This window comes from Deinococcus apachensis DSM 19763 (assembly GCF_000381345.1).
Classification (GTDB): Bacteria; Deinococcota; Deinococci; order Deinococcales; family Deinococcaceae; genus Deinococcus; species Deinococcus apachensis.
This window is the reverse complement of record NZ_KB906398.1, coordinates 363,168-387,972: the sequence shown is the minus strand read 5'-3', so window position 1 is coordinate 387,972 and position 24,805 is coordinate 363,168. Positions and strand designations below refer to the sequence as shown.

The window sequence follows — 24,805 nt, the reverse complement described above, 5'->3', positions numbered from 1 at the left end:
TTCAGCCGTCCGGCTCCTGCGGCCAGACCAGGGCGGCGTGGCTCACCTCAGGCCAGACTGTGGGGAGGACGACCTGCCAGCCCTCGCCCGCGATCTCGCGCACCGGCACGATGCCCACCCCGCTGCCGCAGAGCCAGGCGCGGGTGACCCGGGGCAGTTCGGGGACCGCGACGGGCCGTTCCTCGAATTCCCGGCCCGCCAGAAAGGCCGCGCGGGTGAGGCCCGGCAGGCCGCCCGACGGGACGACCAGCCGCCCCGCCACCTCCAGCAGCGGTGAGGTGCGCGCCCCGTCCACCACGTTCCCCGCCGCGTCCGTGAGCCAGCCCTCGAAGGCCCCCGCCCGCGTCGCCTCCCGCCCGGCGAGAAGGTACGGCAGGTAATTCCCGGTCTTGTGCCGGGCGAACTGAGGGTGAACCTGCTGCCGGGTGACCTGGACGCACACGCCCTCGGCGGGACGTGGGCCGGGACTCAGGGGGCGGTGGGACCAGAAAAGGCCGTCCACCGTGGCCGTCAGGCGCAGCAGGCCCCAGGGAAAGGGGTCGAGGGGCGGAAATTCCTCCTCCGGTGTGGGCAGGCCCAGAAAGGCGCGGGTTTCTGCCAGCCGTGCCAGGTGCGCCTCCCACAGCAGCGGCGTACCCCAGTGGGTGCGGACGGTGGTGAAGGCCGTCGCGCCGTGAAGCCAGGCGCTCGCGTCCACGCCGGGAGGCAGCGGCCTCAAGCGGTTGCCTCCCGGCAAAGCCTCAGCCAGTTGCCCAGCAGCACGCGCCCGGCTGGGCTCAGCACGCTCTCCGGGTGAAACTGCACGCCCCAGGCAGGCCGCCCCGGGACCCCCAGCGCCATCACCTCGCCGTCCGCGCTGCGGCCCGTGACGTATTCCTCGGGAAGCCCGCGCACGACGAGCGAGTGATACCGGCCAAAAGGCGTGCCGTCCGCAATCCCGTCAAACAGCCCCTTCCCGCCGTGGCTCACTGCCTCCGGCTGCCCGTGGACCGGCCCGGCCCGCTCCACCCGGCCGCCCAGCACCTCGCCGAGCGCCTGGTGACCCAGGCACACCCCCAGCAGCGGTACGCCCCGCTCCAGGCACAGCCGCGTGAGGGCCAGCGTGCAGCCGCTCGTGCCTGGGGTGCCCGGCCCCGGCCCGATCAGCACGGCGTCCGGCTGCGAGGCGAGCAGGGCCTGCGCCGCCTCGTCCTGGGTCCGCAGGTCCACCACCGCCCCCAGGGCCAGCAGGTCGTGGGCGAGATTCAGGGTGAACGAATCCCGGTTGTCCAGCAGCAGCACCCGCAACCCTGTCCGCGTGAGGGCGGGCGGTGGGCTCCACGGACGGCCGGGCATCGGCGGAGCGGGCGGCTGGGCCGGGCGCCCCGGGTGTCCCGACAGGACTGCGAGGAGCGCCTGCGCCTTGTGGACGGTCTCCTGCGCCTCGCGCCCAGGGTCGGAGTCAATGACGGTGCCGCCTCCGGCCCGGACCTGCACGGTCCAACGGGAGATGTTCGGGCCAGCGTCCTCCGCCAATGGGTCCCGCTGGCGCCTGAAGGCCGCCGTCCGAATCAGGATATTCACGTCCACCCGCGCGCCGCTCACGATGCCCACGCCGCCCGTGTACCAGCCGCGCGGCCCCGGTTCCAGGGCGCGGATTGCCTCCATCACCCGTTCCTTGGGGGCGCCCGTGATCGTGCCGCCGGGAAAGGTGGCGGCGAGCAGGTCGCGCGCGGTCAGGCCGGGGCGCGCCGTGGCCGTCACCTCCGAGACGAGGTGCATCACGTGGCTGTAGCGTTCGACCAGGCCCAGGTCGGGCACCGTCACCGTGCCGGGCGCCGCCACCCGCCCCAGGTCGTGCCGCACGAGGTCCACCAACATGGTGTGTTCGCTGACCTCCTTGGGGCTTGCTCGCAGCTCACGCTCCAGGGTGGCGTCCTCCGCGGCAGTGTCCCCGCGCCGCCGCGTGCCCGCGATGGGCCGGGCGCTGACCCTGTCTCCCGTATGCAGCACCAGCCGCTCCGGGCTGCACGACACGACGACCTCGTTCCCCAGATCGAGAAAGGCCATGAAGGGGCTGGGATTCACCTCCCGCAGCCGCAGGTAGGCCGCCAAGGGGTCGCCCGTCGCCGCCGCCCGTACCCCCCGCGAGAGGTTGACCTGATACACCTCGCCCGCCCGGATCAGCTCCTGTACGGTCCGCACGCCCGCCGGGTAGTCCACGTCGTCCGCGCCGAACTCGCCCACGTGAAGGGTCGGGGTGGGGACCGGGCCGCGCGACAGCACCGCCTCCCAGTCCACGTGCCCGGCCTCGCCCACGATCTCCAGCCTGCCCGAGACGCGGTCCCAGACGAGCCCGCTGGGGTAGCGACCCCACCAGCCCGCTCTCCCCTCCGGCTCGTGCGTTCCAAGCCCGAACTCGCGCGCCGCCTCGTACTTCAGGCCGCCGAGCCAGGCGGGGAAGAGGGCGTGCCCCTCCGGCCTTTCCGGCAACTCCTCCTGGACCGCCACTGGCCAGGCGCTCAGGAAGCTGTAGTGCCCGTACTCGACGACCGGCCCCAGCGACTCCAGCAAGGCCACGCCCGGAGCGTCCACCGCCCGCAGCCGCAACAGCACGTCGGCGGGGGTCAGGGCCGCCAGCCGGGCAGGCAGGGGAGACGCCATGGGCGTGGGTGAACCTGTCACACGCCGAATTCTAGGAGAGAGACAGGTGGAATAGGCGGTCGGGGCACCGTCACTCCTGAACTCCAGCCCCTCCCAGCCTCAATCCAGTCTAAATCCCTACTCCTCGCCCGGAATTACAGGGTAAACTGTCCCCATGTGGGTCTCGACCAAAGCACAGTACGGCCTTCGCGCCCTGATCGAGATCGGGCGGCGTGGGGGGGACGCGGTGCCGCTCAAGGATGTGTCCGAGCGTCAGGGCATCAGCCAGCACTACCTGGAGCAGATCGCCAGCAACCTGCGCCGGGCGGGCTTTATCAAGAGCGTGCGGGGGGCACACGGCGGCTACCGGCTGGCCCGGCCCGCCGCCGCCATCAACGCCTACGAGGTCGTCACGGCGATGGAGGGGAGCATCGCCCCCGTGTCGTGCGTGGAGGAAGACCACGTGTGTGACAAGGGCAACGTCTGCGGCACCCTCGACCTGTGGCACCGGGTGGACGCGGCGCTGCGGGACGTGCTGGGCGGCACCACCCTCGCCGACCTGATTCAGGACAGTGAGCGCCAGGAGCACGCGCGGCTGGTGCAACTGGAGCCCAGCTTCCTGATGCCACGCGCCTGAGCGGACCATTGCCGCCCCCTCCGCCCCGTATCCTGGGGAGCGATGTATCGCCGCCTCCTGAAATCCGCCCTCTTTCGCCTGGACCCTGAGGACGCGCACCACCTCACCATGCGGGCCCTGGGCGCGGCGTCGCGTGTGCCCGTCTGGCCGGAGGCCGCTCGCCGTCTGAGCGCCCCCGCCGACCCCCGCCTGGCCCAGACGCTCTGGGACCGCCCCTTCACCTCCCCGGTCGGCCTCGCGGCGGGGCTCGACAAGAACGGGGAGGCCGTGCCCGCCTTTTCCGCGTTGGGCTTCGGCTTTCTGGAAGTTGGGACCGTCACGCCCCTCGCCCAGCCCGGCAACGAGCGGCCTCGCCTCTTCCGCCTGCCAGACGACTCGGCGCTCATCAATCGCATGGGCTTCAACAACGGGGGAGTGGAAGCTCTGGGTGCCCGTCTCGCCGCGCTGCCCTTCAGGTCCGCTCCCGTCTGGGTCAACATAGGCAAGAACAAGGCCACCCCCAATGAGGCGGCGGTGGAGGATTACCGGGCCTGTGTCCGCCTGCTCTCTGAGGTGGCCGACGGCTTCGTGGTGAACGTGAGCAGCCCGAACACGCCGGGACTGCGGGCCTTGCAGGCGGCGGACGACCTCGGAGCCCTCGTGCGGGCCGTGCTGATGGAAGTGGAGGCCGCCCGGGTCCGCATCGCCCGCCGCGCGCCCCCCGTCCTCGTCAAGCTCGCCCCCGACCTGCACCCCGCCGACTTTGAGGCGAGCGTGGGAGCGGTGCTCGACGCCGGAGCGAACGGACTCATCGTCAGCAACACCACCCTGAGTCGTGAGGGCCTCAACCACCCGCACCGCGTTCAGACGGGCGGGCTGAGCGGGCGCCCCCTGACGGCGCGGAGTACGGCCCTGGTGCGCGAGGCCCACCGTCTCGTCCGCGGTCAGGTGCCCATCGTGGGGGTGGGCGGCATCTTCACCGCCGAGGAGGCCTACGCCAAGATTCGCGCCGGGGCCAGCCTGGTCGAGGTGTACACGGCGCTGATCTACGAGGGACCGGGGCTGCCCGCGCGGCTGAACCGGGGGCTGGGGGCGCTGCTGGAGCGTGACGGGTTGAGGAACGTGGCGGAGGCGGTCGGGGTGGACGCCCAGAGCCTTTGACACAGGAACGTTGTCATGCCGTGCCCTCCATTCCGTTCAGGACAACGACTCTTCTTTCGTCCAATGCTCTACACCCTCGTCGTGCGGAGGTGAAGGCCAGGACAAGGCGACCTTTAAGGGGCCGGGTGTTCCGCTCCCGCGCACCGTGGCAGCATGCGGGGGCCGGGAACCCGGCATCCCATCCCCACACAGGAGGCGCCCCATGACTGACCCCGGAGACCTCGCCAACACCGACGCCGACGCCCGCGAAGACTTCGACCGCACCAAACGGGTCAACCCCGGCACCGGGGAGGACCGCCTGGAAGAAGCCCTGACGCGCAACGACCAGGACGAGGGCCGGATGGCGTCCGAGGACCCCGATCCCCTCGACCAGTAGGGCCAGGTCTGCCCCACCGGCTTCCCGCGAGGAGGCTGGGTTTTCGTGGTGTGGGGCTTGCAGGGCCCCCTCCTGCTGAGCGCGACGAAGCTGCCCATTCAAGGGGCCAGTCGCCGCACTCGGGGTGGCCGCCCTACTTGACGCCCTCCCCCTCGTGTCGGAAGACCACTTTCCCACCCACCACCGTCAGCAGCGGCCAGCCGCGCAGCCACTCCCCGGCCCAGGGGGAGAACTTCGCCTTGCTGCGAAACTCGGCCGGGTTGACCTCCCGCTCCGTCTCCAGGTCCAGCACCACGAGGTCGGCGGGGGCGCCCTCTTCCAGCGTCGGCTCGGGCCAGCCCATCACCCGGGCGGGGGCGGCGGTCATCAGGTCGAGGAGTTTCTCCAGCCCCAGACGCTCCCCAAAGCGCGTCCACATCAGCGGAAAGGCGAGTTCGATGTATGCGATGCCAAAAGGGGCGTCCAGCAGGTCGCGTTCCTTCTCCGCGCGGGTGTGCGGCGCATGGTCGGTGGCGAGGCAGTCCACCGTGCCGTCCAGCAGCCCTTCGAGGAGGTGGTCGGCATCCGCCTGGGTCCGCAGCGGCGGCGCCACCTTGTAGATCGCGTCGAAGGACCGCAGCGTCTCGTCCGTCAGGGTCAGGTGGTGGGGGCAGACTTCACAGGTGACGGGTAGGCCACGCCGTTTCGCCTCCCGCACGAGGTCGAGCGCGCGGGCGGTCGAGAGATGCTGGACGTGCAGCCGCGCCCCGGTTTGAGCCACGATCTCCAAGTCACGGGCGACCCGCGCCGCCTCCGCCGCCGCCGGATTACCGGGGAGGCCCAGTTCCTCGGACACCGGCCCCTCGTTCATCACCCCGTCCGCGCGCAGGGAGGCGTCCTCGGCGTGGACGCTGACGACCATGCCGAGCGAGTGGGCGTACTCCAGTCCCAGCCGCAGCACCCGCGCATTCTCGTTCGTGCGCCCGTCGTCGGTGAGCATGGCCGCGCCCGCCTCCTTCAGGAAGGTGAGTTCGGCGAGCAGCTCGCCCTTCTGCCCTCTGGTGAGAGCGGCGGCGGGCTTGAGGCGCGCGAAGCCCAGCCCCTCCGCCTTCTCGATCAGCGCGCGCACGATGGCCGGATCGTCCACGACCGGCGACGTGTTCGGCATGGACACGACCGTGCCGTACCCGCCCGCCGCCGCCGCTGCCAGCCCCGAGGCCAAGTCTTCCTTCTCTGTCTGCCCCGGCTCGCGCAGATGAGCGTGGAGTTCGATGAGGGCGGGTGCGACCGTGCCCCCCCGGCCATTGATGACTTCTCCCAGGTCGCCGAGGTTCCAACCCCGGATGACACCGTTCTCGACGGTAACGGATTCGAGCGTGTCGGAGCCGAGGCGTTTGATGTTGGTGATGGTCAACTTCATAGTATGATTTCCTGGCCCCTAATTCAATCCGGGCAGTTGCGTGGCATCGACTTGCCGCACCCCGTTCTGATCTGCGACGAAGGCCAAACCCTGGCTGAACTTGACTGCCGCCGTATAGGCGCTCTCGGATTTAAGCTTGATTTTGCAGCTTTCTATCTTTAACCGGTTTAATGGCAAGGCCACTAGGATTCGGGGATCGTTGCAAGAGGCCAAAGTCACAGCCTGGCTCTTGCCCTCGGTGGCAGCCACGACAAGGGAAACGCGCAAAGACTGCATGTAGGCGTTCGCCTCGGCCCAAAGAGCTTTGTCTCGTGCCTGCGATACGGCCACGGCACGTTCCCCCACGTGCGCCACTGGTTTACATCCCGTAAAAAGCAGAAGTCCAATCAAAGCCAAAGTTCCCCTCATCTACTCCCTCCCCACCAGCAGGTGGTACAGCACGCTCATCCTGACCGCCTGCCCGTTCTCGACCTGCGCCACGATGCGGCTGCGGGGGCCGTCGGCTACGTCCGAGCTGATCTCCAGGTCGCGGTTCATCGGGCCGGGGTGCAAGACGATGGCGCCACTCTCGGCCTCCCGCATCAGGGGCTCGTTGACCTGGTAGTGGTCGGCGTACTCCTGAAGGCTGGCGAGGTATCCGGCGCTCATGCGCTCCTGCTGAAGGCGCAGGGCCATGACGGCGTGGGCGCCCCGGACGGCCTCGTGGGGATCGGTGGTCAGCGTCGCCCCGGGCAGGGCGGCGAGATCGGCGGGAAGCAACGTCGCCGGGCCGCACAGGACGACCTTCGCCCCGAGTTTCGGCAGCAGTTCCGCGTTGCTGCGCGCCACCCGCGAGTGTCGCACGTCGCCGATGATGGCGACCGTTTTGCCCTCCAGCGAGCCGAATTCCTGCCGGACGGTGTAGGCATCCAGCAGCGCTTGGGTGGGGTGCGCCCGCCGCCCATCGCCCGCGTTAATCACGGGCTTGCCGGAGTAGCGGGCGGCGAGGTGCGCCGCGCCCGCCGCGGGGTGCCGCACGACGTAGGCGTCCACCTTGTAAGCGGTCAGCACCTCCATCGTGTCGCGCAGGCTCTCGCCCTTGCTGAGGCTGCTCGCACCTGCCGCGAAGCTCACCACGTCCGCGCTCATGCGCCGGGCCGCGAGTTCAAAACTCACGCGGGTGCGGGTGCTGTTCTCGAAAAAGGCCGTACAGACCGTCAGTCCTTGCAGAGCCGGGACCTTTTTCACCGGTCGGTCGAGGACCTGCGCCATCGTGTCCGCGTTGTCCAGCAGGGCGGTCAACCGCTCAGGCGTCCAGCCGTGGAAGTCGAGCAGGTGCCGGGGGCGGGTCGAGGAGGCGACGGTCACCTTCGCGTCTCCAGGTCGTGCAGTTCCACCACGTCCACGCCGTCCGTCTCGGCAAGCTTGACCTTCACGACCTCGCTGCGGGCGGTCGGCAGATTCTTGCCCACGTAGTCGGCGCGGATGGGCAGCTCGCGGTGTCCCCGGTCCACCAGGACGGCGAGCTGAATGCTCTCGGGCCTTCCGAGATCGATCAGGGCGTCGAGCGCCGCGCGAACGGTGCGCCCGGTGTACAGCACGTCGTCCACGAGAACGACCCGGCGCCGGGCGAGGTCGAAGGGCACCTGCGTCTCGCGGATGATGGGCTGGTGCGCGACTTCCGAGAGGTCGTCGCGGTAAAGGGTGATGTCGAGCCTGCCGGTGGGGACCTGAACCCCCTCCAGTTCGCTCAGCTTCTGCGCCAGCCGTTCGGCGAGCGGGATGCCGCGGGTGTGGATGCCGATCAGCGCCAGGTTCTGTGCGCCCTTGTTGCGCTCCACGATCTCGTGCGCGATGCGCGTGAGCGCCCGGCGCACCTCGTCGGCGGTGAGGATGGTGGCCTTGGGGGTCACAGCGCCCCCCTCCCGGCAAAAAAAACGCCGCCCAGCGTACGCAGTCGGCTCCTCAAAACATGTTGCATCAATGCTCCTTCTCCTGCCTCACAGGGCGGGTGCGGCCTCACGGGACCGCTGAGAAAAGGCGGGGCGGGAAGCCCCATACCTCGGGGAGTGTACACCGGGGCCGCCAGGGAGGAAAGGGAAATTCCCCTCCGCCTTTCCCACCTTTCTTAACGCGCACTAAACTTGACACAAAGACGCTCAAGTTTTAAACTTTCGACAGTTGAGCGCAGGGCACTCAAGTTCGGTGCGTGGCGCTTCCATTTTCAGGAGGTAACGACCTTGATGCGTTTTGATCCTTTTCGTGAAATCGAGGAACTGACCCAGCGCATGGACCGCGCCTTCGGCAGTGCGGTGAGTGGCCAGGGTGCCCGCCTCGCCCCGCCCGTGGATGTCCACGAGGACGAGCAGGGCCTGGAACTCATGCTCGATCTACCCGGCGTGCGGCCGGACGACATCCAGATTGAGGCCGAGAACCAGACACTGACCGTGCAGGCCAAGCGCAACTACTCCCGTGGCGAGGGCCGCACCGCCCACCGCGTCGAGCGGGCGTACGGGACCTTTACCCGCACCTTCAGCGTGCCCGCGAAGTACGATCTCACCAAGGTCGAGGCCAACTTCGACCACGGCACCCTGACCCTGCGCGTGCCCCGCAGCGAGGCCGCCCAGAAGCGCACCGTGCAGGTTCGCACGGGTGGGCAACTGAACGCCCCGAAGACGGTGGACGCCGGGCAAAGCAGCTCGGCCGACATGCAGAACGCCGAGAGTACCCAGGGCGCGTAAGCCTCTCCCAGCCACACCAGACGAAACTCCCGCCGGGGTAATCTCGGCGGGAGTCCTTGCTTGACCGGCCAGAGGGAGCAGGGCTAATGCGTGATGCGGGCGGCCTGCCTCTGCGCGTCCGCGAAAATCAGCGTATTGTTCAGCGTCGCGGCGGCAAACGCGCCCCCGGCGACCGCCTGGGCCACCTGCCGGAGTGGGCCGACCATATCGCTCGCCGCGTACACGCCGGACACGCTGGTCTGTCCGCCCGGCTCCGTTTTCACGTATATCCCGTCCTCGGTGAAGACGCACCCCAACTGCGCGGGGAGAGTGGACTGCTGCTCCTGCCCGGGGCCGACGAACAGGGCCGAGCGCGCCAGGCTGTCGCCCCCCCGAAACACCACCCGTTCGAGCTGCTCCCCCGGACCGTCCAGTCGCTCGACCGCCGACTCGATCACCTCGATCCCGAGCGACGTGAGCTGATGGCTCTGATCCGCCGTGAGTCCGGCGCGGCCGTCCGTGAGCAGGACCAGATCGGGGGACCAGTGGTGCAGCAGCACGGTCAGGTGAAAGGCCCTCTCGCCCCGGGCGTACACGGCGATGGGCTCGCCCCGCACCTCCCAACCGTGGCAGTACGGGCAGTGGTGGACGCTGCAGCCCCACCGTTCGCGCAGACCCGGCACGTCGGGGAGCAGATCGCGCACGCCCGACGCCAGCAGCAGACGCCGCGACCGCACCACCTCCCCGCCCTCCAGTTCGACCCCGAAGCCCTCGAGCGCCTGTTCCGGGAGGGCCTGTGCCCCCGTCGCCGGGGCGGGCCGCACCTCGACGCCGTAGGGAACGAGTTGCTCGCGGGCGATCCACAGGAGTTCGGCGGGTGGCGTCCCGTCCCGGGTCAGGAAGCCATGTGCGGCCGCCGCGGGGGCGTTGCGGGGCTGTCCGCGGTCCAGCACGAGCACCGAGCGGCGGGACCGCCCGAGGACGAGGGCGGCGCTGAGAGACTGTCTAGAAAGTAGAGGGTCAGGCAGAAACCGCGTGTTGCTGGGCAAAAGCGGCGAGTCGGCGAAGCACACGACGAACGAACGACAGGAGGATGAAAGCTTCGGTCGTCTCGGGTAGCAGGTCATACTTGCGGTTCAAACGTCGGTCGAATGACAGCCAGGCGAAGCTGCGTTCCACGATCCAACGCTTCTTAACCACGATGAATTCTCGATGACCCCGAAAGGTCTTGACCTGCGCCTCAGTCAGCTCTTGCCCCTCTAGAAGCCAATATCCACGCGTATTGGCGTCGGGGCGTTGCACGATCTCGACACTGTATCCAAGCGTGGACTTGACCCAGGCTTCCCACTTGCCCTTGTACCCGCCGTCGGCGAAGAGATGCAATTTCATCTGAGGTTGCTTGTGGCACAACTCCTTCAGGAGTTGCTGACTGCCATCTCGATCCGTGATGTTGGCAGGTAACACCTTCACGCCGAGCAGGAGACCCTGGGTGTCAACAATTCGGTGGTGTTTTCGTCCGTTGACCTTCTTACCACCGTCGTAGCCGCGTGGCCCCCTTTTTGCGAGGTCTTCACGCTCCTCGAATCCACAATGCCAGCGGTCGGCACCGCGTTTCGCCCCAGAGCCTGACGGGTCTGGGCCCGGAGCGCATCGCCTAAACGCTCCCACAGTCCACTCCGCTTCCACTGCCGGAAATAGTCGTACACCGTTTTCCAATGGGGAAAATTAGCGGGCAACAGGCGCCAGGACACCCCGCCGCGTTTGACGTAGAAGATGGCGTCGACAACGTCCCGGCGGGCGATGCGGGCTGGTCGCCCACCGGGTCGGGGCGCCGGGATCAGTGGGCCAAGGATGGCCCACTCGGCATCGCTGGTATCCGTGGAGTAAGTGCGCGGTCGGGCCACTCGAAAATGGTACCCTTTGAGCAACAGGATCCGTCCTATACGCTTTCCAGACAGTCTCTGAGACCGGCGTTGCTGGCGCCGACCACGATCGCATCGTAGGACGTCTTCATGTCTTGTTCTCGCTTTGCATGGAATGAGCCCAGTCACCATGGCGCCGAAGACGCCGAGGTTGGACCGGCCAATGGGAGCCGATCACCTGTCCAGGCTGCTTATGGATTCCCGGAAGTCAGCTCCCGGGGGCAGCTTGACCATCACTCCCGGCCCTAACTGGCGTCCCAGAGCTTCCCCACGCAACGGCACCGGCAGCGGTGGGGCTGTGCGCGCCCCATCGGCCTGATCGGTGCCGCTATTGAAAACACAATATCAATAAAGAGGAAGTGCTGTCCCGTGTCAAGGGGGGGTGGCACGGATGGGGATGCGCTTTTGGGGCCGACCCGGGCGAGAGCCTCATGGCGTCTGGGGTCCCCACGGCTCTTCGGGGATGGGAGCGGGGTCCAGCAGCTTGTGAAGATCGTCGAGGCCCGTGAAGATCAGGTCAGGGAGCCGGATTGGGCGCTGGTCAAGGCGACCGTGGACGCCCTGCGCTAGCCTGCCCCCGATGGGCACCCTCCTCTCCGCCGAAGCCGTAACCGTGACCTTCGGGGAGCGGGCCGTGCTGGCGGACGTGTCGCTCCTGGTCGGCGGGGGAGAACGGGTCGCCCTGCTGGGGCGCAACGGGGCGGGGAAGACCACGCTGCTGCGCGTGCTGACCGGCGACCTCGTGCCCGAGGAAGGGACGGTGTGGCGGGCGCCGGGGCTGCGGATGGCCGTCCTCGAACAGCATCACGCGCACCCGCCCGGCCTCACGGTGCAGGAACTGGTGGACGCGGCGCACCCCTACCGCGAACTGGAGATGGAACTCCTGGCGCTGGAGGCGAACCTGGGGGACCCGGAGACGCTGGCGGCGTGGACGGCGCTTCACGCCCGGCTGGAGGACGTGCAGGCGTACACCTGGCCCGCCCGCGCCGCGCGGGTGCTGGGGATGCTCGACCTGACCCGCTTCACCTTCCGCGAGGCCGCGACCCTCAGTGGCGGGGAACGCACTCGCCTCGCGCTCGCGCTGGCGCTCGCCCGCGAACCCGACCTGCTGCTCCTCGACGAGCCCACCAACCACCTCGACATCCGCATGCGCGAGTGGCTGGAGGGCTGGTTGCGCGACTTCCGGGGTGGCGTCATCCTGACCAGCCACGACCGCGATTTTCTGGACGCGGTGGCGGGGCGCAGCCTGTGGCTGGAACATGGCGAGGGGACCGAATATCCGGGCGGCTATTCCCGCGCCCGCGCCCAACGCGACCTCGAACGCCGCACCCAGGAGCGTGCCGCCCGTCTGGGCCAGCGGGAGACCCAGCGTCTCGTGGGGAGCGCCGAGCGGCTGGACGAGTGGGGCCGCCGCTCCCGCGCGGTGAGGACCCGCGCCGACCGGGTTCCCCTCCCCGAGGCGCCCCTGCCCGAGCGCCAGATTCGGATGCGGCTGCTGGCGGGGACGGCCCGGGCGCGGCTCGTCGCCTGGGGGGAACACCTCTCCAAAAGTTACGGCAGTCGGGCGGTCCTGCGGGACGTGGCTTTCAAGCTGCGGCAAGGCGACCGGGTGGCCATGATGGGAGCAAACGGCACGGGCAAGACCACCCTGATGCGCCTCCTTGCCGGGGAACTCCACCCCGATCCCGGCCCGTCCGAGCCCGTGCTGCGGGTGGCGAATGGGGTCACGGTCGCGAGTCTCGACCAGACCTGGCACGGCCTGACGCCCGGCGAGGGGCTGCGGGCACAGTTCGAGCGGAGGTTCGGGGAGAGGGCGAATGCCCTGCTGGGCCGCGCGGGCTTCCGGGCGGACGACTGGGCCAAGACCCCCGAAGTCCTCTCCGGCGGCGAGCGGGCGCGGGCGGGCCTCGCGCTGGTGAGTGCCCTGCGCGCCGACCTGCTGCTCCTCGACGAGCCGACGAACCACCTCGACGTGGAGGCGCTGCTCGCGCTGGAGGCCGCTGTCCACGCTTACAGCGGCGCGGTCGTGATCGTCACCCACGACCGCCGCTTCGCCCGCGAGGTCGCCAACCGCTTGTGGGTGATCGAGGATGGCGCCCTGCGCGAGCCCCACGGCTGGGGGTCCCGCGAGTACAGCGACCCGGCCCGCTCCGTCACGGGCGACCCGCCCCCACCCCCGCCGCCGCCCACACCGCGCCAGCGCCTTGTCCTCCTGGAGAGGCAACTTGCCGATGTGCGCCGTCAGCTCGACGCCCCACCCGGGACCCTGACCGGGCGTGAGGAGGCCCGGCTGCGGGCACAGGCTCATCAGCTTCAGCAGCACCTGTATGACCTGTACGCGGAAGTCTACGCCGCTCCCCAGTTCGACGCGGAGGTGCGGGAGCCGCCACTCACCGTGCGCGCACAAAAACTGGGCGAGTACGGTGGCATGTTCTGGACCGCCCGCAACGAGACGTGCCCTCACCTCGCCTGGGACGGGGAGACGCTGCGCTTCTCCGGGCCGCCGCCTGAGTGGTACGGCGCGGCGCTCCTCGGCGGGGCCCTCCGCATCCTATTCGAGCGCTGGAACGTGGGCCGGGCGAGGCTGGGGGAGGCTGGCCCGGTGCTGACGCGGCGGGCGTACTTCGAGCAGGTAGGAGTGGTGGCCCGCCGCCCGTAGAAGGGGAACGCCTCCGCCCCACTGCCCTCCACGGGTTCCCGGGCGCAACCCCGCTATACTCCCCGGCATGGAAGATCTGATCAGGGGCCGGGTTGGCGGCGCGGACGGATACGCCGTGCGCTGCGCCATCGACGGCGACCGCATCTCGGGCCGTGCGGGCGGCAGGCTGTACGGCAAGGACATCGAACTGGAGATCACCGAGCGCGGCGTGCAGGGCACCGTTGGCGAGGAAAGCGTCCGCATCGAGCTGGAGGAAGGCGAGCTGCGCGGCCAGGTGGGCAACCAGAAGCTCGTGCTGCGCGGGGTGGACCGGGTGACCGGCTTTTTCGGCGAGCCCATCGTGGGTTGGAACGTCGTCGCGCAGCAGCAGGGCGAGAAGCTCCAGGGTCAGCTCGGCAGCACGGTCCTGGGCCGCCCCTTCGAGCTCGACCTGGGCACCGCGCCGGGCTGGGTGGGCACCCTCGTCGCCGTGGTCGCCTTCTACGCCCTGGAGCCGCGGGCGGGCGCGACAGTGGGACGGTAAGGAGCCGTCAGCGGTCAGCCAACAGCAGAAGAAGAAAGGGACGCCCCGGCCTACGCTGGGGCGCCTCTCTTTCTGATCGCTGACCGCTACCTTGCAAACAGCCGGTACGTCACCCCGAACCGCAGCTTCGTGCTGTCCTCGTCGTTCTGCACGCCCAGGCTCACGCTCGTCTGGCGGTTGAAGTTGTAGGCGGCGCTGAAGCTGGGGCGCACCGACTCCAGGTTCAGGCCGTTCAGTGGCGTGCTGACCTTGAAGGTCACGCGGCCGTCCGGGGTGCTGTAGGTGGCGTCGAACAGGCCCCGCCCGTTCAGGTCCACCTGATATTGCAGGTAGAGGTCACGGGTGAGGTACGAGCCCAGCGTGAGCGTCGCCCCTAGCGAGCCGTCTGCCGTCAGCAGGTTGGGCGTGAAGCGGAAGACGTCCAGACCCAGGGCTCGGGCCACGTTGCGCTCGATCTCGCCCAGGACAAAGACGTTCAGGGCGGTTTGCAGGGCGCTGGTGCCCAGTGAGGCGAGGTTGGCGGGCAGCGCCTGCAGGTCGGGCACGCCCGTCGCCACGAGCGCGTAGAGCTGCGCCTCGGTGTAGGGGTTGCCGGTCGCCGGGTCGGTGCAGGCGTTGCCCGCCGCCGTGCAGCTCAGGGTGGTGCGGAGGTCCAGCGCGTTCTCGCCGTTGGGCAGCAGGCGGAAGCCGCCCCGCACGTCGAGTGTGACGGGCACCCGCTGCCCGCTGACGCTGTCGGGCACCGTGCCGCTGGCGAGGGCGGAGAAGGTGGGCAGGATGCCGTCGCCCCCGAACGTCACCTGTCCACTGCGGAGCGTGAACTCGTTCTCACGCAGGAAGAGCGTGCCGCGCTGGGCCACGACGTCGCCGCGTAGCAGGGGCCGCGCGCCTGTGCCCGACAGCACCAGGTTCCCGCTGAACTCGGCGCGGGCCAGTGCCTCATCGACCCGGATGCCGTTCGGTGCCCGGATGGGGATGTCCTCGAAGACCACCCGCTCCAGGAAGGGCGGAGTTGGGCGCTCCTCCGGCGTCTCCGCCGCGGGCTTGGGGAAGGTCGTGTACTCGGGGGGCAGCGGGCTGGGGAAGTCGTCCGTCGTGCGCCCATTCGTGCCGCCGCCCGTGCCCCCCGCCTGGCCCGGCGCGGGGAGGGTGGTCGGCGCATTCGCGCGGCCCAGCGTCAGCCGGGTGAAATTCGCCGCCCCGCTCACCCGCACGAAAGTGCCGTCATCCACTGCCCGCAAGTCGGCGCTCAGCAAGCTCTCGCGGGCGTAGATTGCGGCGAGCGGCAGGTTGTATCCCCGCGCCGTCAGGGTGAGGTCGGGCCGGGGCGCGAGCGTGCCGGTGACACGCAGGGTGCCCGCGGGCGTGGTCGCCGTGGCGGGGGTGCGGCTCCCCGCGTCCACCGTCCAGCGCGTCTCGCTCGCCTGAGAGATGGTCACCGTCGCGTTTGGCAGCGCGCCCAGCACCTGCGGGGCGAGCAGGCCGGTGAACGTCACCCGCGTCCCCGACAGCCGCCCCAGCGTGAGCTGCCCGCGCAGGTCCACGGTGCCGTCGCTGCCCACCGTGCCGCCGGTCAGGATTCGCCCGCCCGCCGTGAAGGCCCCCGAGTCCGGCAGGTCCCCCGCGAAGGAGGGAACCTGGAGACTCAGGCCCGCCACGCTGCCGACGAGATTCTGTGCCCGCAGCAGGCCGCGCGGCCGGTCGTACGTGCCCGCTGCCGTGAGGGTCACGCTCCCCTTGAGCGAGGGCGTGAGTTCGGCGAGGCCCGGCACCAGCCGCAGCACGGGGGTGAAGGTCGTGTTCGTGAACTGGGCGCTGAGGTCCACCTTCTGGCGGGTGTAGCCGCCGCGCACGTCCCAGGTGCCCGCCCCGGCAAGCTGGATGTTCACGTTCCGCAGTTCCCGCGCCGCGTAGTCGAGCGTGCCTGTGCCGGTCAGCGTCTCGGTCACCGCGCCCTCGCCCGTGCCGCTGGTGGCGGTCACGCGGATGCGCTCGGCGACCACGGTGGCGCTGCCCGCAGCGGGATCGGCGAGCGGGAGGGTGAAGCGGGTCACGCCTGTCACCACGCCCTCGCCCACCGGGGTGCCCGTGATGGCCCCGACCACCGCGCCCAGCGGCAGCGCCTGGAGGGTGGCCCGCCCGCTCAGGGTGCCGCCCGTCAGGCTGGCGAAGAAGTCCGTCTCGCCCAGGAAGCCGCGCAGGCGCCAGTCCCCGCCGATCAGGGTGCCCTCCACCCGCGCGCCGAGCTGCTTCTGCCCGATCCTCAGGGCCGGGCTGCTCACGACGACCGTGCCGCCGCCGTCCTGGAGGGTCGCCTCCCCGCTCACCCGGCCCCCCAGCCCCGGCGCGAGCCCCAGCCGCCCGAGGTCCACGTCGTCGAGCCCCGCCCGCACCCGGTAGCCCTCCCCGGTGGGGCGCAGGCTGCCCAGCGCGCTCAGGGCGGGAAGCGCGTCGGCCAGGCCACCGTCGCCCGTCAGCCGCGCCTCGCCCATCGCGTTCCCCGCCGTGACTTCCGCCCGGAAGGTCTGCCCGCCCAGGCTGACGCTCCCCTCCAGCCGCACGTCCTGCCCCAGCGCGCTGAGCGGGTAACGCGCCGCCGTAACCGAGCCCGTCAGCCCTGCCGGGCCGGAGAGGACGCTCGCCGTGAGGGTCCCGTCCTCCCGCTTCAGGGTGCCGCTCAGGTTGCCGGTCCAGCCCCCCTCGCCCTGGGTGGCGCTGATATTGACCACCCCGGCGGGCAGGGTCGCGCGTGCCTGCACCCGGGGCCGCCCGCCCGCCAGGGTCACGTCCGCCGACAGGTCTCCCGCGAGGGTGATCCCCAGGTACGGCACGGTGAGGTCGGACGCCCCGTCCTTGACCTGCACGTTCACTTGTCCGTTCCCCGTGGCGGGCTCCAGCGTCCCGCTCGCCGTGAGCCGCCCGCCCACCCGCGGCACGCCCAGGCGGGCGAGGTCGAGGCCGGGCAGGTTCGCCCGCACGGTGCCCGCGTTCCAGGTCACGCTCCCGGCGGCGAGGCCGTCGGTCACGGTGAGGTCGGCCGAGCGCAGGCCCGCCGTGCCCGCCGCCCGCCACTCGCCCCGCCGCACGCTCAGGGTGAGGTTGGGGTCGGCGAGCGGCCCCCGTGGCGTGACGCTCAGGCTGAGTTCGGGGCGGGTGAGGGCCGCCGTGCCCAGCCAGCGCCAGCTCCCCGAGGCGTCCGGGCGGACTTCCACCACGCCGTTCGCCGTCGCGCCGGGGCCATCCACCAGGCGGAGCTGCGCGCCGTCGGCGTTCGCCACCAGCCGCGCGCCCGCCCCCAGCAGCCCCGCCTCTCCCGTCACGAGAGGGTGCGCGAGGGAGCCTGTGACCTTCAGGGTCGCCGCGTCGGTGAGCACGCCGTTCGGCCCGCCGGTCACCCGGGCGGTGCCGTGCCAGCCCGTGAAGGGGTCCGCGTTCAGGTCCAGCGTTGTCCGCAGGCCCTGCGCCGTCACGTTGCCATTCAGCTCAAGCGCTCGTGCCCGGTACGTCGCCCGCACGTTGCCGTCCACCACGCCGCTGGCCGTCAGCGTGAGGTCGGCAGTGCCGTTCAGCCCGGCCGTTCCGGTCGCGCGCAGGGTGCTTCCCGCCGCGCTCGTGGTCAGACCGCTCAGGGTGAGGGTCTGCGCCTCCAACGTGGCGACGGTCGCCCCGGCCTGGGTGAGCGTGGCGCGCAGGTCGCTGGGGGTGCCCGTGACGGTCCCGGTCGTGTCGGCCAGAGTGACCCCCGCCACCGCCGCGTCCCGGGTGGTCAGTGTCGCGGCCAGTCGGGGCGCGGCCAGGGTGCCCGAGAGGGTCACGGCCGCGGTCGCCGTCCCCGTGCCGTTCACCAGCGCGAGCGGGGTGAGGCGAAGCTGCCCGGCGAGCGCCGGGAGGAAGCCCTGGCCGGGGGTGAGGGAGACCTGGCCGGAGCCGAGCGTTCCGGCGTTCAGCGTGTACCCCCCCTGTCCATTCCCGTTGAGGATGACGGGGGAGGGCAGGCCGGAGACGGTCGCGGTCGCCGTGCCCGCCAGCCGCGGCCACGCCCCGTTCAGGTCGAGTTGCACCTCGTTCCCGCCCTGCCGTGCTGTGCCATACACATGTGCCCGGACGGTGCCCACCCCGAGGTTGAGGTCACTCGCCTCGGCGTAGAGCGTTCCGGCCTGGCCCTTGCCCTTCAGGGTCACCCGTGCATTCGCCCGAGCGTCCCGCAACGGACCGGAGAGCGCCACCCGGGCGTCGAAGGCGTCGGCGAGGGCGGAGGCACTTCCCGCCACCAGCAGGTCCTCCAACGGCCCGCTGAGGGTGAGGTCGGCGTTCACCATGCCCGCCCCGAAAGCTTTCGCATTCACGTCCCGCGCCGTCACGCGCACGCCCGCCGGGAGGGTGCCGCTGGCCTTGAGCACCCCGCCGCGCAGGCTGCCGTCGAGCGCGGCCTCCAGCACGTCGGGCTGCCCGGACCGGCGGATCAGGGTGGCCTGGCCGTACAGGCTGAAAGGCCCCGCCGTCCCCTGCTCGCCCCTCAGCGCGAGGTTGCGGGCCTCGACCAGCGAGGGTCCACCTGCCAGCGTCCCCGAGGCGCGCACCGTTCCGGCGAAGGTCAGCCCGTCCACGTCCCAGCCGGGGGGCAGCAGCCGCGCCAGCCGCACGGGCTCGGCCCGCAGAGACGCCTCGTAGCGCCCACCGCTTAGCGCCGCATCCCCCGTCAGCCGCTCACCCGCGAAGCGCACGGTCACGTCCCCGGCGCGGTAGGTCGCGTCCACGTTGCCGCTCAGCTCGCCCGCGGAGTCGGCCAGGCGGCCCGCGAAGGTCGCCGCCAGCCGGTCCCAGCCCGGTCCATTTATCGTCGCGCGGCCAGTGGCGCGCAGTTGCCCCGCCCGGCCCCACAGGGCACCCACATCGAGCGCGGTGAGGTCGAGGGTGCCGCCCGGCCGCAGGGGGAGGCTCGCCGGGAAGCTTCCGGCCACCCGCGCCGGACCCACGTTGCCTACCAGGGCGAGGACGCCCGACCCATTCAGCGTCGCGTCGAGCGCCCCACCCGGCACGTTTCCCACTGCCCGCAGGCTGCCCAGCCATCCGCGCCGCGCGTTCCACCCGGTCACGCCGTCGAGCCGCACCCTCGTCTCCCCCGACAGGAAGGTCGTGTGGATGTTCAGGCGGCTGTCCTGCAAGCCTCCGAGCGCCCCGCTGCCAAGCTGGCCCCGCACGAATCCGGCCAGCGGTTCGCCCGTGACATTGAGCTTCCAGTCCCGGCCCAGCAGCCGCGCGGTAAGGCGCGAGCTGTCCGCCTGAAGGCCACTGGCCCCGCTGACCAGCGTGCCCTGCGCCGTCACGTCCGGCTTGCCCAGCGATCCGCGCGCCTGCACGGTATACGTACCCGGCAGCCCCTCGGTCAACGTCGCCTTCGCGCTCAGCGCCAGGGCGGGGAAGACCGGCCCGCTCGCCCGCAGGTTGCCGAAGGAGAGGCTGGCCGTCGCGCCGTTCAGCCGCAGCACGCCACCCGTGAAGGTGGCCGGGGCCTGGAAGGTGGCCCCCGCCACCTCGCCAGCCGCGTTCACCCGCAGGTTCCGCAGGGTTCCGCCGATGGTGCCGCTGATCTGCCCCGCCGTGCCCGCCAGTACCCGCAGGTCCGGCGCGGCGAAGGTGCCGCCCACGCGCCAGTCGTCCCTCGCCCGGTTCAGGTCCAGGTCCACATTGGCTCCGGCAACCGTGGCCCGCAGGGTCGCCGCCGCGTCCGGACCGGTCAGCGCCCGTCCCACGGCGGTCAGGTCGAGGGCACGGCCCTCATACGTTCCGGCGGCGCGCAGGGTGAGCACTTCCGCCGCATCCCCGCTCAGGGTGCCCCGCACATCGCCGACGTTCAGCCCGGCGTTCGCCCGGGGGTAGAGGGGGCCACGGACCCGCACGTCCAACCCGGCGAGGTTGCTGGTCAGGTCGGCAGACAGTTGCCCGCCCCTCAGCGTGACCCCGCCGACGGCACGCTGCCCCGCCGCCGTCAGGTCCACCTGCGCCTGCCCGTTCGCCCGCCCGAAGTCGAGCCCCGGCACCGTCAGGCTCGCCGTGACCTGCCCTGTCGCCTCCAGCACGGGGCGCAGGAAGCGCGCGTTCACCTCGGCGCCCGAAATGATGAGGTTCCGGCCGTCGTAGCGCAGCGGAATGCGGGTGCCGGGGTGGGTCAGTTCCGCCGAGGCTGTCATCCCCCCGCGCCAGCTCACCCGACCGGCCAGATTCAGGGGGTCACCCTGATAACGGCTGCCCCGGCTGCCCAGCGTCGCCCCGTCCGCCCGCACCTGCGCCGTGAGCTGCCCCGGCACGACCTCCGCCCGCACCTCGGCGGGGAGTGCCGTGAGGAAGGGGGCGAGGTCGGCGATCAGGGTGCCGCCCAGCCCGGGGAGGAGCGTCACCCGTCCACCCAGTGGGCCGGAGGGGACGGCGGCGAGCCCCGCGCCCTCCCCGACGAGGCCCAGCGTCCCCTCCCGGCCACCCAGGCTGTAGCGCAGCCCCGCGCGTCCACTCCAGCGCCCGCCCGCATACGTCAGGCCGCCCAGCCCCAGCCGCCCCCCCGTCACCGAGGCGGTCAGCGGCAGCGTCTGGGAGGGGAGACTCAGACTCGCCCCACCCGCCCCGAAGGTCTGCCCCTTCAAACCCAGCGAGCCGCGCAGTCGGGCGAGGTCCCCCGCCGCGTTCGCGGTGAGGTACGGCCCATGCACGGCGACCCGCAGACCACTCAGGGTCGTGAGCCCGCTGAGCTGGGCCTTCGCGTCGAGGCGGTGGCCCGCGAGTTCGCCGCTGGCGTTCACTTGCCCGTCCCGAACGGTCAGGCGCAGCGGCCCGGCCCGGAGGTCGGCTGTAGGTTGCCCGTTCGCCAGCGAGACGGTTCCGGTCACCGGCTGTCCCGCCGCCGTCACGTTCACCCGTGCCCGGCCGTCCGCTCTGCCAAAGTCGAGCCCCGGGACCGTCAGGTCAGCGGTCACCCTGCCGCTCGTCTCCACCAGGGGCCGCAGGAGTTGAGCATCCAGCCGCACCCCGCGCACAGTCAGGTCCCGTCCGTCGTAGCGCAAGGTGGCCCGCGCGTCGGGGTGCGTCAGGGTAGCCGTCGCCGTCACGCCGCGTGCCCAGCCTACCCGTCCGTTCAGGTTGAGCGGGTCGCTCAGGTAGCGGGTTCCCCGGGTACTCAGAGTTGCCCCACGTGGATTCAGGGAGGCCACGAGTTCCCCCGGCACGACCTGCGCCCGCACCGCCTCCGGCAGCAGCGGCAGGAAGGGGGCGAGGCGGGCGGTCAGCGTCCCCCCGACTTGCGGCAGCAACGTCACCCGTCCGCCGAGTGGTCCCGTGGGCGCGGCGCTCAGCCGTGCCCCATCTCCCAGGAGGCGCACGGTGCCCGCCTGCCCGGCGAGGGCGTAGCGGAGACCCGCGCTGCCCCCCCAGGTGCCCGCCCGGTACGTCAGCCCGCCCACCTCCGCCCGCGCGCCCGTGAGGGAGGCGGCCAGCGGGAACACCTGTGCGGGGAGGGTCACCCGGGCCGTCCCCTGCCCGAAGGTCTGCTCCCGAACTCGCACGGTGCCGCTTAGGTTCGCCACGCCGCCCGTCGCCTCGGCGGTGAGATAGGGCCCGGTCACGCGCACGCGCAGGTTCTCCAGCGTGGCCGGGAGGGTGAGTCGGCCCTGAGCAGTGACACGGTGGCCCGCGATCTCCCCGCCCGCCGTCACGTTCCCGCCGCTCGCCCTCACGCGCAGCGGCCCGGCGGTCAGGTCGCCGTTCAGCACCCCGTTCCGGGCCGTCAGGTCGCCCCTCAGCCGTTGCCCGGCCAGGGTCAGGCCGCGTGAGCGCACGTCGAAGTCGGAAAAGCCACGCAGGGTGACGCGGGCGCCCCCGCCCGAGCCGTCGAACACGTTCACGGTGCCGCGCGGTTCAGTGCCGGTGCCGGTGACGTGGCCGTCCACATACAGGCCCGCGACCGGCCCGCGCACGTCCAGGTCGTAGCGCCCGGCGGGGAGGGCGGCCGTGCCCGTCGCGCGCAGGCCCTCTCCGTCGGTGAGCAGCACGTTCAGGTTCTGCCAGGGGCCGCGCAGCGCAACGGTGTACTGGTCGAGCACGCCCCTAGCGTTCACGTTGCCCCGGAAGCCGGGTCCCCACGTCGCCTCGCCCCGGACGCGGCCCGCCTGCCCGAAGGCCGTCAACGCCTGCTGCCCGGAGACCGAGAGCAGCCCCGTCCGTGCGTTATAGCGGGCGCGCAGGTCGCCCCAGGTCCCGCTCGCCGTGAGCGCGGGCGTGAGGGTGCCGCTGAGGTTCACCGCCTGCCCCGGCAGCGTCACCCCTGCGAAGGAGAGTGCGCCCGTGCGGCCCGTGAGCCGCGCCCGCAGATTGCCGTATTCCCCACTCAGGGCCGCGTTCAGGGTCTGCCCCTGCCACGAGGCCGTGCCGCTCGCCTGCACATCGGGGTACACCCGCCCGGCGAGGTTGGCCGTCACCCCGGCGAGAGCGCCCCTCAGGTTCGCCGTCACCGCGCCGCCCACCCGGGTCAGGGTGCCGCGCACGGCCGCGCCCGCCACCGTCCCGTCCACCCGCGCCGTTCCCCCCCGCCCGGCCAACGCGAGGTCGAGGGTGCCCCCCAGGTCCTCTACCCCCAGCAGCGGGCGCAGCGCGGCGAGGTTGACCCGCCCCGTCGCGTCCCAGTTCTCGCCGTCGATCACGCCCCGGGCCGTCTGCCCCGCCGCCCTGAGGGTGAAGCGCACGCCCCGGTCCAGGCTCAGGGTGCCCTGGATGTCCGCGCCCTGCACCCGGGCGGTGGTGGGGAACCCGTTCGAGAGCCGCGTGTCGGCCAGCACCGTGACCCCGCGCGCCGTGCCGCGCAGCCGCGCCGTGTCACCCTGTCCGGTGGCGGTGAGGGCGTAGCCGTTCCCGGTCGCCGTGAGGGTACCGAACGCCCGCAGTTGGTTGGTCACCGTCGCCGTGCCGTTCACCCGCGCCCCGCCCAGGACGGGCAGGTTCCGCGCCTCCAGGGTGAAAGCGTCTCCCCGCCAGGTCAGGCGCTGATCTCCCGGGGTAAAGGTGCCGCGCTGCTCCAGGTAGTTCAGGTTCAGCGGCCCGCGCAGGGTGCCCGTCACGCCCGGGACGCTCGCCGCCAGCGTGCCCACCACATCCCCGCCCGTCAGGTCGAGGCGACCCCCGCCGCCCAGGGTAATTCCGGCCCCCCGCAGGTTCCGCGCGCTCCACTGCCCCCGGAAATTGCGGTCGAGGTCGAGTTGCACCGCGCCCAGGTCGGCCTTCAGCCCCTCGCGGTTGAACTGCGCGGTGCCCGCCAGCGCGAAGGGTCCAGCCTCGCCCCCCGTCACGACAGCTCGCAGATCGCTCGGCTGGCCGCTCAGGGCGACCCGTGCCCGCGCCGCGCCGTAGGTGGGGTTGAGCGTGGCGCTCAGTTCCTGGTTCTTCAGGGCCAGGGTCCCGGTCAGCGGTCCGCCCAGGCCCTGCCCCGTCAGCCTCAGCACATTCTGCGCGTCGATGTTCGCGGCCACGTCCAGCGGCTTCTGGGCGAAGACGCCCTCCCAGCGGGCCTGCCCCTCCTGCCCGAAGGCCCAGCGGCCCTGCAGGATCTGCTCCCCGGCGAGTGCCGTCCGCGCGCTGAAGGTGAGGTCGTTCGTCGGCTGCTCGCCACTCGCCTGGCCCTCGCGGCTCAGGAAGGTGTACTCCGCGTTCAGGTCCCGGAAGGGCACGCCCGCCAGACGGCCCGCCCCCTTCGCAGAGCCCTTCACCCGCACAGTGCTCCAGCCACCCGCCGTGACGCGCAGCCGCAGGTCCCCTGTGCCCGTCGTGCCCAGCGCCCGCGCGAGACCCTCGACGGTGGGCTCGGCGTCCGCCGTGACCGTCCAGTTCCGTGCCTTCAGGTCCACGCCGCCCCGCGCGGTGACCGGGCCGTTCCACCCCTGCCCGGCCAGGTTCAGGGTGATGTCGTCGCCCCGGTGGGTGGCCGTGCCGGAGACGTCCTGTACGGTCACGAATCGGGCTTCCGGCACCCGGACGCTGCCGTTCGAGAGCCGCAGGTCGCCGCGCACGGGCCCGTCCCCGATCTGGTAGCGCCCGGTGATGCGCCCGCCCGTCACCCCGGGCCAGTAGTGGTTCAGCACCCGCGCGTCCGCGCCCAGGTCGAGCAGGAAGACATTGCCCGCCTTCCCCTCCCGCACCGTCACGTCGGCGTTCAGGTCGCCGTCGGGAGTTTGCCCACGCATGGCGAGTGCCCCGTTCTTCCCCGGCGTGACCTGAAAGCGACCATCGGGGATGTTCACGCCCGAGCCGTCCACGTTCACCCGCGTCCCCTGAACGTCGAGGCCGCCCAGCACGACCTTCCACCCGCCCCCCGCCTGCCCCGCCCCGCCCTTCTCGCCGCTCAACAGGTCCTTCAGCCTGAGGTTCACGGCCCCATCCCTGACCTTCACGTTCAGGCGGACCGTCTTGTTCCGCAGGTCCACTCCGGCGACGCTCACGCCCGCCTGCGCCGCCGTGCCGTTCACGCCGGGCAACTGCACCCGTGCCCCCCGCAGCGTCGGTGACCAGAGCGGCCCGCTCACCCCGTCCGCCGTGATCTGCGTGCCTGCGCTGTTCACCTGCCGCAGCGCCCACTGGCCCAGCAGGGTGGGAGCCAGCCAGGCCAGCAGGCCCAGCAGCACGGCGAGGCCGGGCAGGACCCAGAGCCAGCGTCTGCGCCTGGGGCGGGTGGGGGTGGAACGCGTCGGGTCCGTCACGCGCGGACCGGCGGGAGGGCGGGCAGGACGCGGAACACGGGGCGGGCGGGCATCCCTCCCACTTTACTGTCCGGCGGGTGAGCGCCGCCCCCCAG

At 71.5% G+C, this 24,805-nt stretch carries 15 protein-coding genes and 1 pseudogene; 6 read left to right on the top strand and 10 right to left on the bottom strand.

The features are described from left to right. Position 1: 1 nt before the first annotated feature. Positions 2–718, bottom strand: coding sequence for an aminotransferase class IV (locus tag F784_RS0101920; RefSeq protein ID WP_026332191.1), 717 nt, complete (start codon positions 716–718; stop codon positions 2–4). Then, the gene (locus tag F784_RS0101915) at positions 715–2,643 is read right to left on the bottom strand and encodes an aminodeoxychorismate components I/II (protein ID WP_019585002.1); all 1,929 of its coding nucleotides are present in this window, start codon (positions 2,641–2,643) and stop codon (positions 715–717) included. The genes F784_RS0101920 and F784_RS0101915 overlap by 4 nt, the downstream gene beginning before the upstream one ends. 154 nt (positions 2,644–2,797) lie before the next feature. On the opposite strand from F784_RS0101915, the gene F784_RS0101910 reads away from it, so the two are divergent. From F784_RS0101910 to F784_RS26540, 3 genes are all read left to right on the top strand, one after another. After that, entirely contained in the window at positions 2,798–3,259 is a 462-nt protein-coding gene (locus F784_RS0101910; RefSeq protein WP_019585001.1) for an RrF2 family transcriptional regulator, read from the top strand. Between the two features lie 42 nt (positions 3,260–3,301). Then, positions 3,302–4,399 carry a quinone-dependent dihydroorotate dehydrogenase gene (locus F784_RS0101905; RefSeq protein WP_019585000.1) on the top strand — a complete coding sequence of 366 codons (1,098 nt, stop codon included), beginning with the start codon at positions 3,302–3,304 and terminating at the stop codon, positions 4,397–4,399. A gap of 202 nt (positions 4,400–4,601) precedes the next feature. Beyond that, the gene (locus tag F784_RS26540) at positions 4,602–4,775 is read left to right on the top strand and encodes a hypothetical protein (RefSeq protein ID WP_019584999.1); all 174 of its coding nucleotides are present in this window, start codon (positions 4,602–4,604) and stop codon (positions 4,773–4,775) included. 133 nt (positions 4,776–4,908) lie between these two features. Here the strand turns inward: F784_RS26540 and F784_RS0101895 are convergent, their stop codons facing one another. From F784_RS0101895 to pyrR, 4 genes are read right to left on the bottom strand one after another with little or no spacing between them, the layout of a single operon-like run. Next, complete coding sequence (locus tag F784_RS0101895; protein ID WP_019584998.1) at positions 4,909–6,174, bottom strand: dihydroorotase; 1,266 nt, start codon at positions 6,172–6,174, stop codon at positions 4,909–4,911. 18 nt (positions 6,175–6,192) lie between these two features. Further along, the gene (locus F784_RS25850; protein ID WP_157464934.1) at positions 6,193–6,582 is read right to left on the bottom strand and encodes a hypothetical protein; all 390 of its coding nucleotides are present in this window, start codon (positions 6,580–6,582) and stop codon (positions 6,193–6,195) included. Continuing rightward, complete coding sequence (locus tag F784_RS0101890; protein ID WP_019584997.1) at positions 6,583–7,521, bottom strand: aspartate carbamoyltransferase catalytic subunit; 939 nt, start codon at positions 7,519–7,521, stop codon at positions 6,583–6,585. It abuts the gene before it with no gap. Next, complete coding sequence (pyrR, locus tag F784_RS0101885) at positions 7,518–8,066, bottom strand: bifunctional pyr operon transcriptional regulator/uracil phosphoribosyltransferase PyrR (protein ID WP_019584996.1); 549 nt, start codon at positions 8,064–8,066, stop codon at positions 7,518–7,520. The genes F784_RS0101890 and pyrR overlap by 4 nt, the downstream gene beginning before the upstream one ends. 327 nt (positions 8,067–8,393) lie before the next feature. On the opposite strand from pyrR, the gene F784_RS0101880 reads away from it, so the two are divergent. Further along, positions 8,394–8,894, top strand: a complete 501-nt coding sequence (locus F784_RS0101880; protein ID WP_040382235.1) for an Hsp20/alpha crystallin family protein — start codon at positions 8,394–8,396, stop codon at positions 8,892–8,894. Positions 8,895–8,977: 83 nt separating this feature from the next. Here F784_RS0101880 and F784_RS0101875 read toward each other — a convergent pair whose 3' ends face one another. From F784_RS0101875 to F784_RS27745, 3 genes and pseudogenes are all read right to left on the bottom strand, one after another. Then, entirely contained in the window at positions 8,978–9,832 is an 855-nt protein-coding gene (locus F784_RS0101875) for an NAD(P)/FAD-dependent oxidoreductase (RefSeq protein WP_019584994.1), read from the bottom strand. 61 nt (positions 9,833–9,893) lie between these two features. Further along, a complete protein-coding gene (locus F784_RS26535; RefSeq protein ID WP_245557738.1) occupies positions 9,894–10,541 on the bottom strand; it encodes a transposase in 648 nt (215 codons plus the stop codon). Beyond that, positions 10,541–10,927: pseudogene (locus F784_RS27745) on the bottom strand (transposase); the annotation flags it as partial. The pseudogene F784_RS27745 and the gene F784_RS26535, both read right to left, overlap by 1 nt. Positions 10,928–11,375: 448 nt before the next feature. Here F784_RS27745 and F784_RS0101865 point away from each other — a divergent pair. Both F784_RS0101865 and F784_RS0101860 read left to right on the top strand, forming a co-directional pair. After that, complete coding sequence (locus F784_RS0101865) at positions 11,376–13,454, top strand: ABC-F family ATP-binding cassette domain-containing protein (protein ID WP_019584991.1); 2,079 nt, start codon at positions 11,376–11,378, stop codon at positions 13,452–13,454. A gap of 67 nt (positions 13,455–13,521) precedes the next feature. After that, positions 13,522–13,977 carry a hypothetical protein gene (locus F784_RS0101860; protein WP_019584990.1) on the top strand — a complete coding sequence of 152 codons (456 nt, stop codon included), beginning with the start codon at positions 13,522–13,524 and terminating at the stop codon, positions 13,975–13,977. Positions 13,978–14,063: 86 nt separating this feature from the next. On the opposite strand, the gene F784_RS0101855 is transcribed toward F784_RS0101860, so the two are convergent. Beyond that, positions 14,064–24,635 (bottom strand): translocation/assembly module TamB domain-containing protein, encoded by a 10,572-nt coding sequence (locus F784_RS0101855; RefSeq protein ID WP_019584989.1) that lies wholly within the window; start codon positions 24,633–24,635, stop codon positions 14,064–14,066. Positions 24,636–24,805 lie beyond the last annotated feature (170 nt).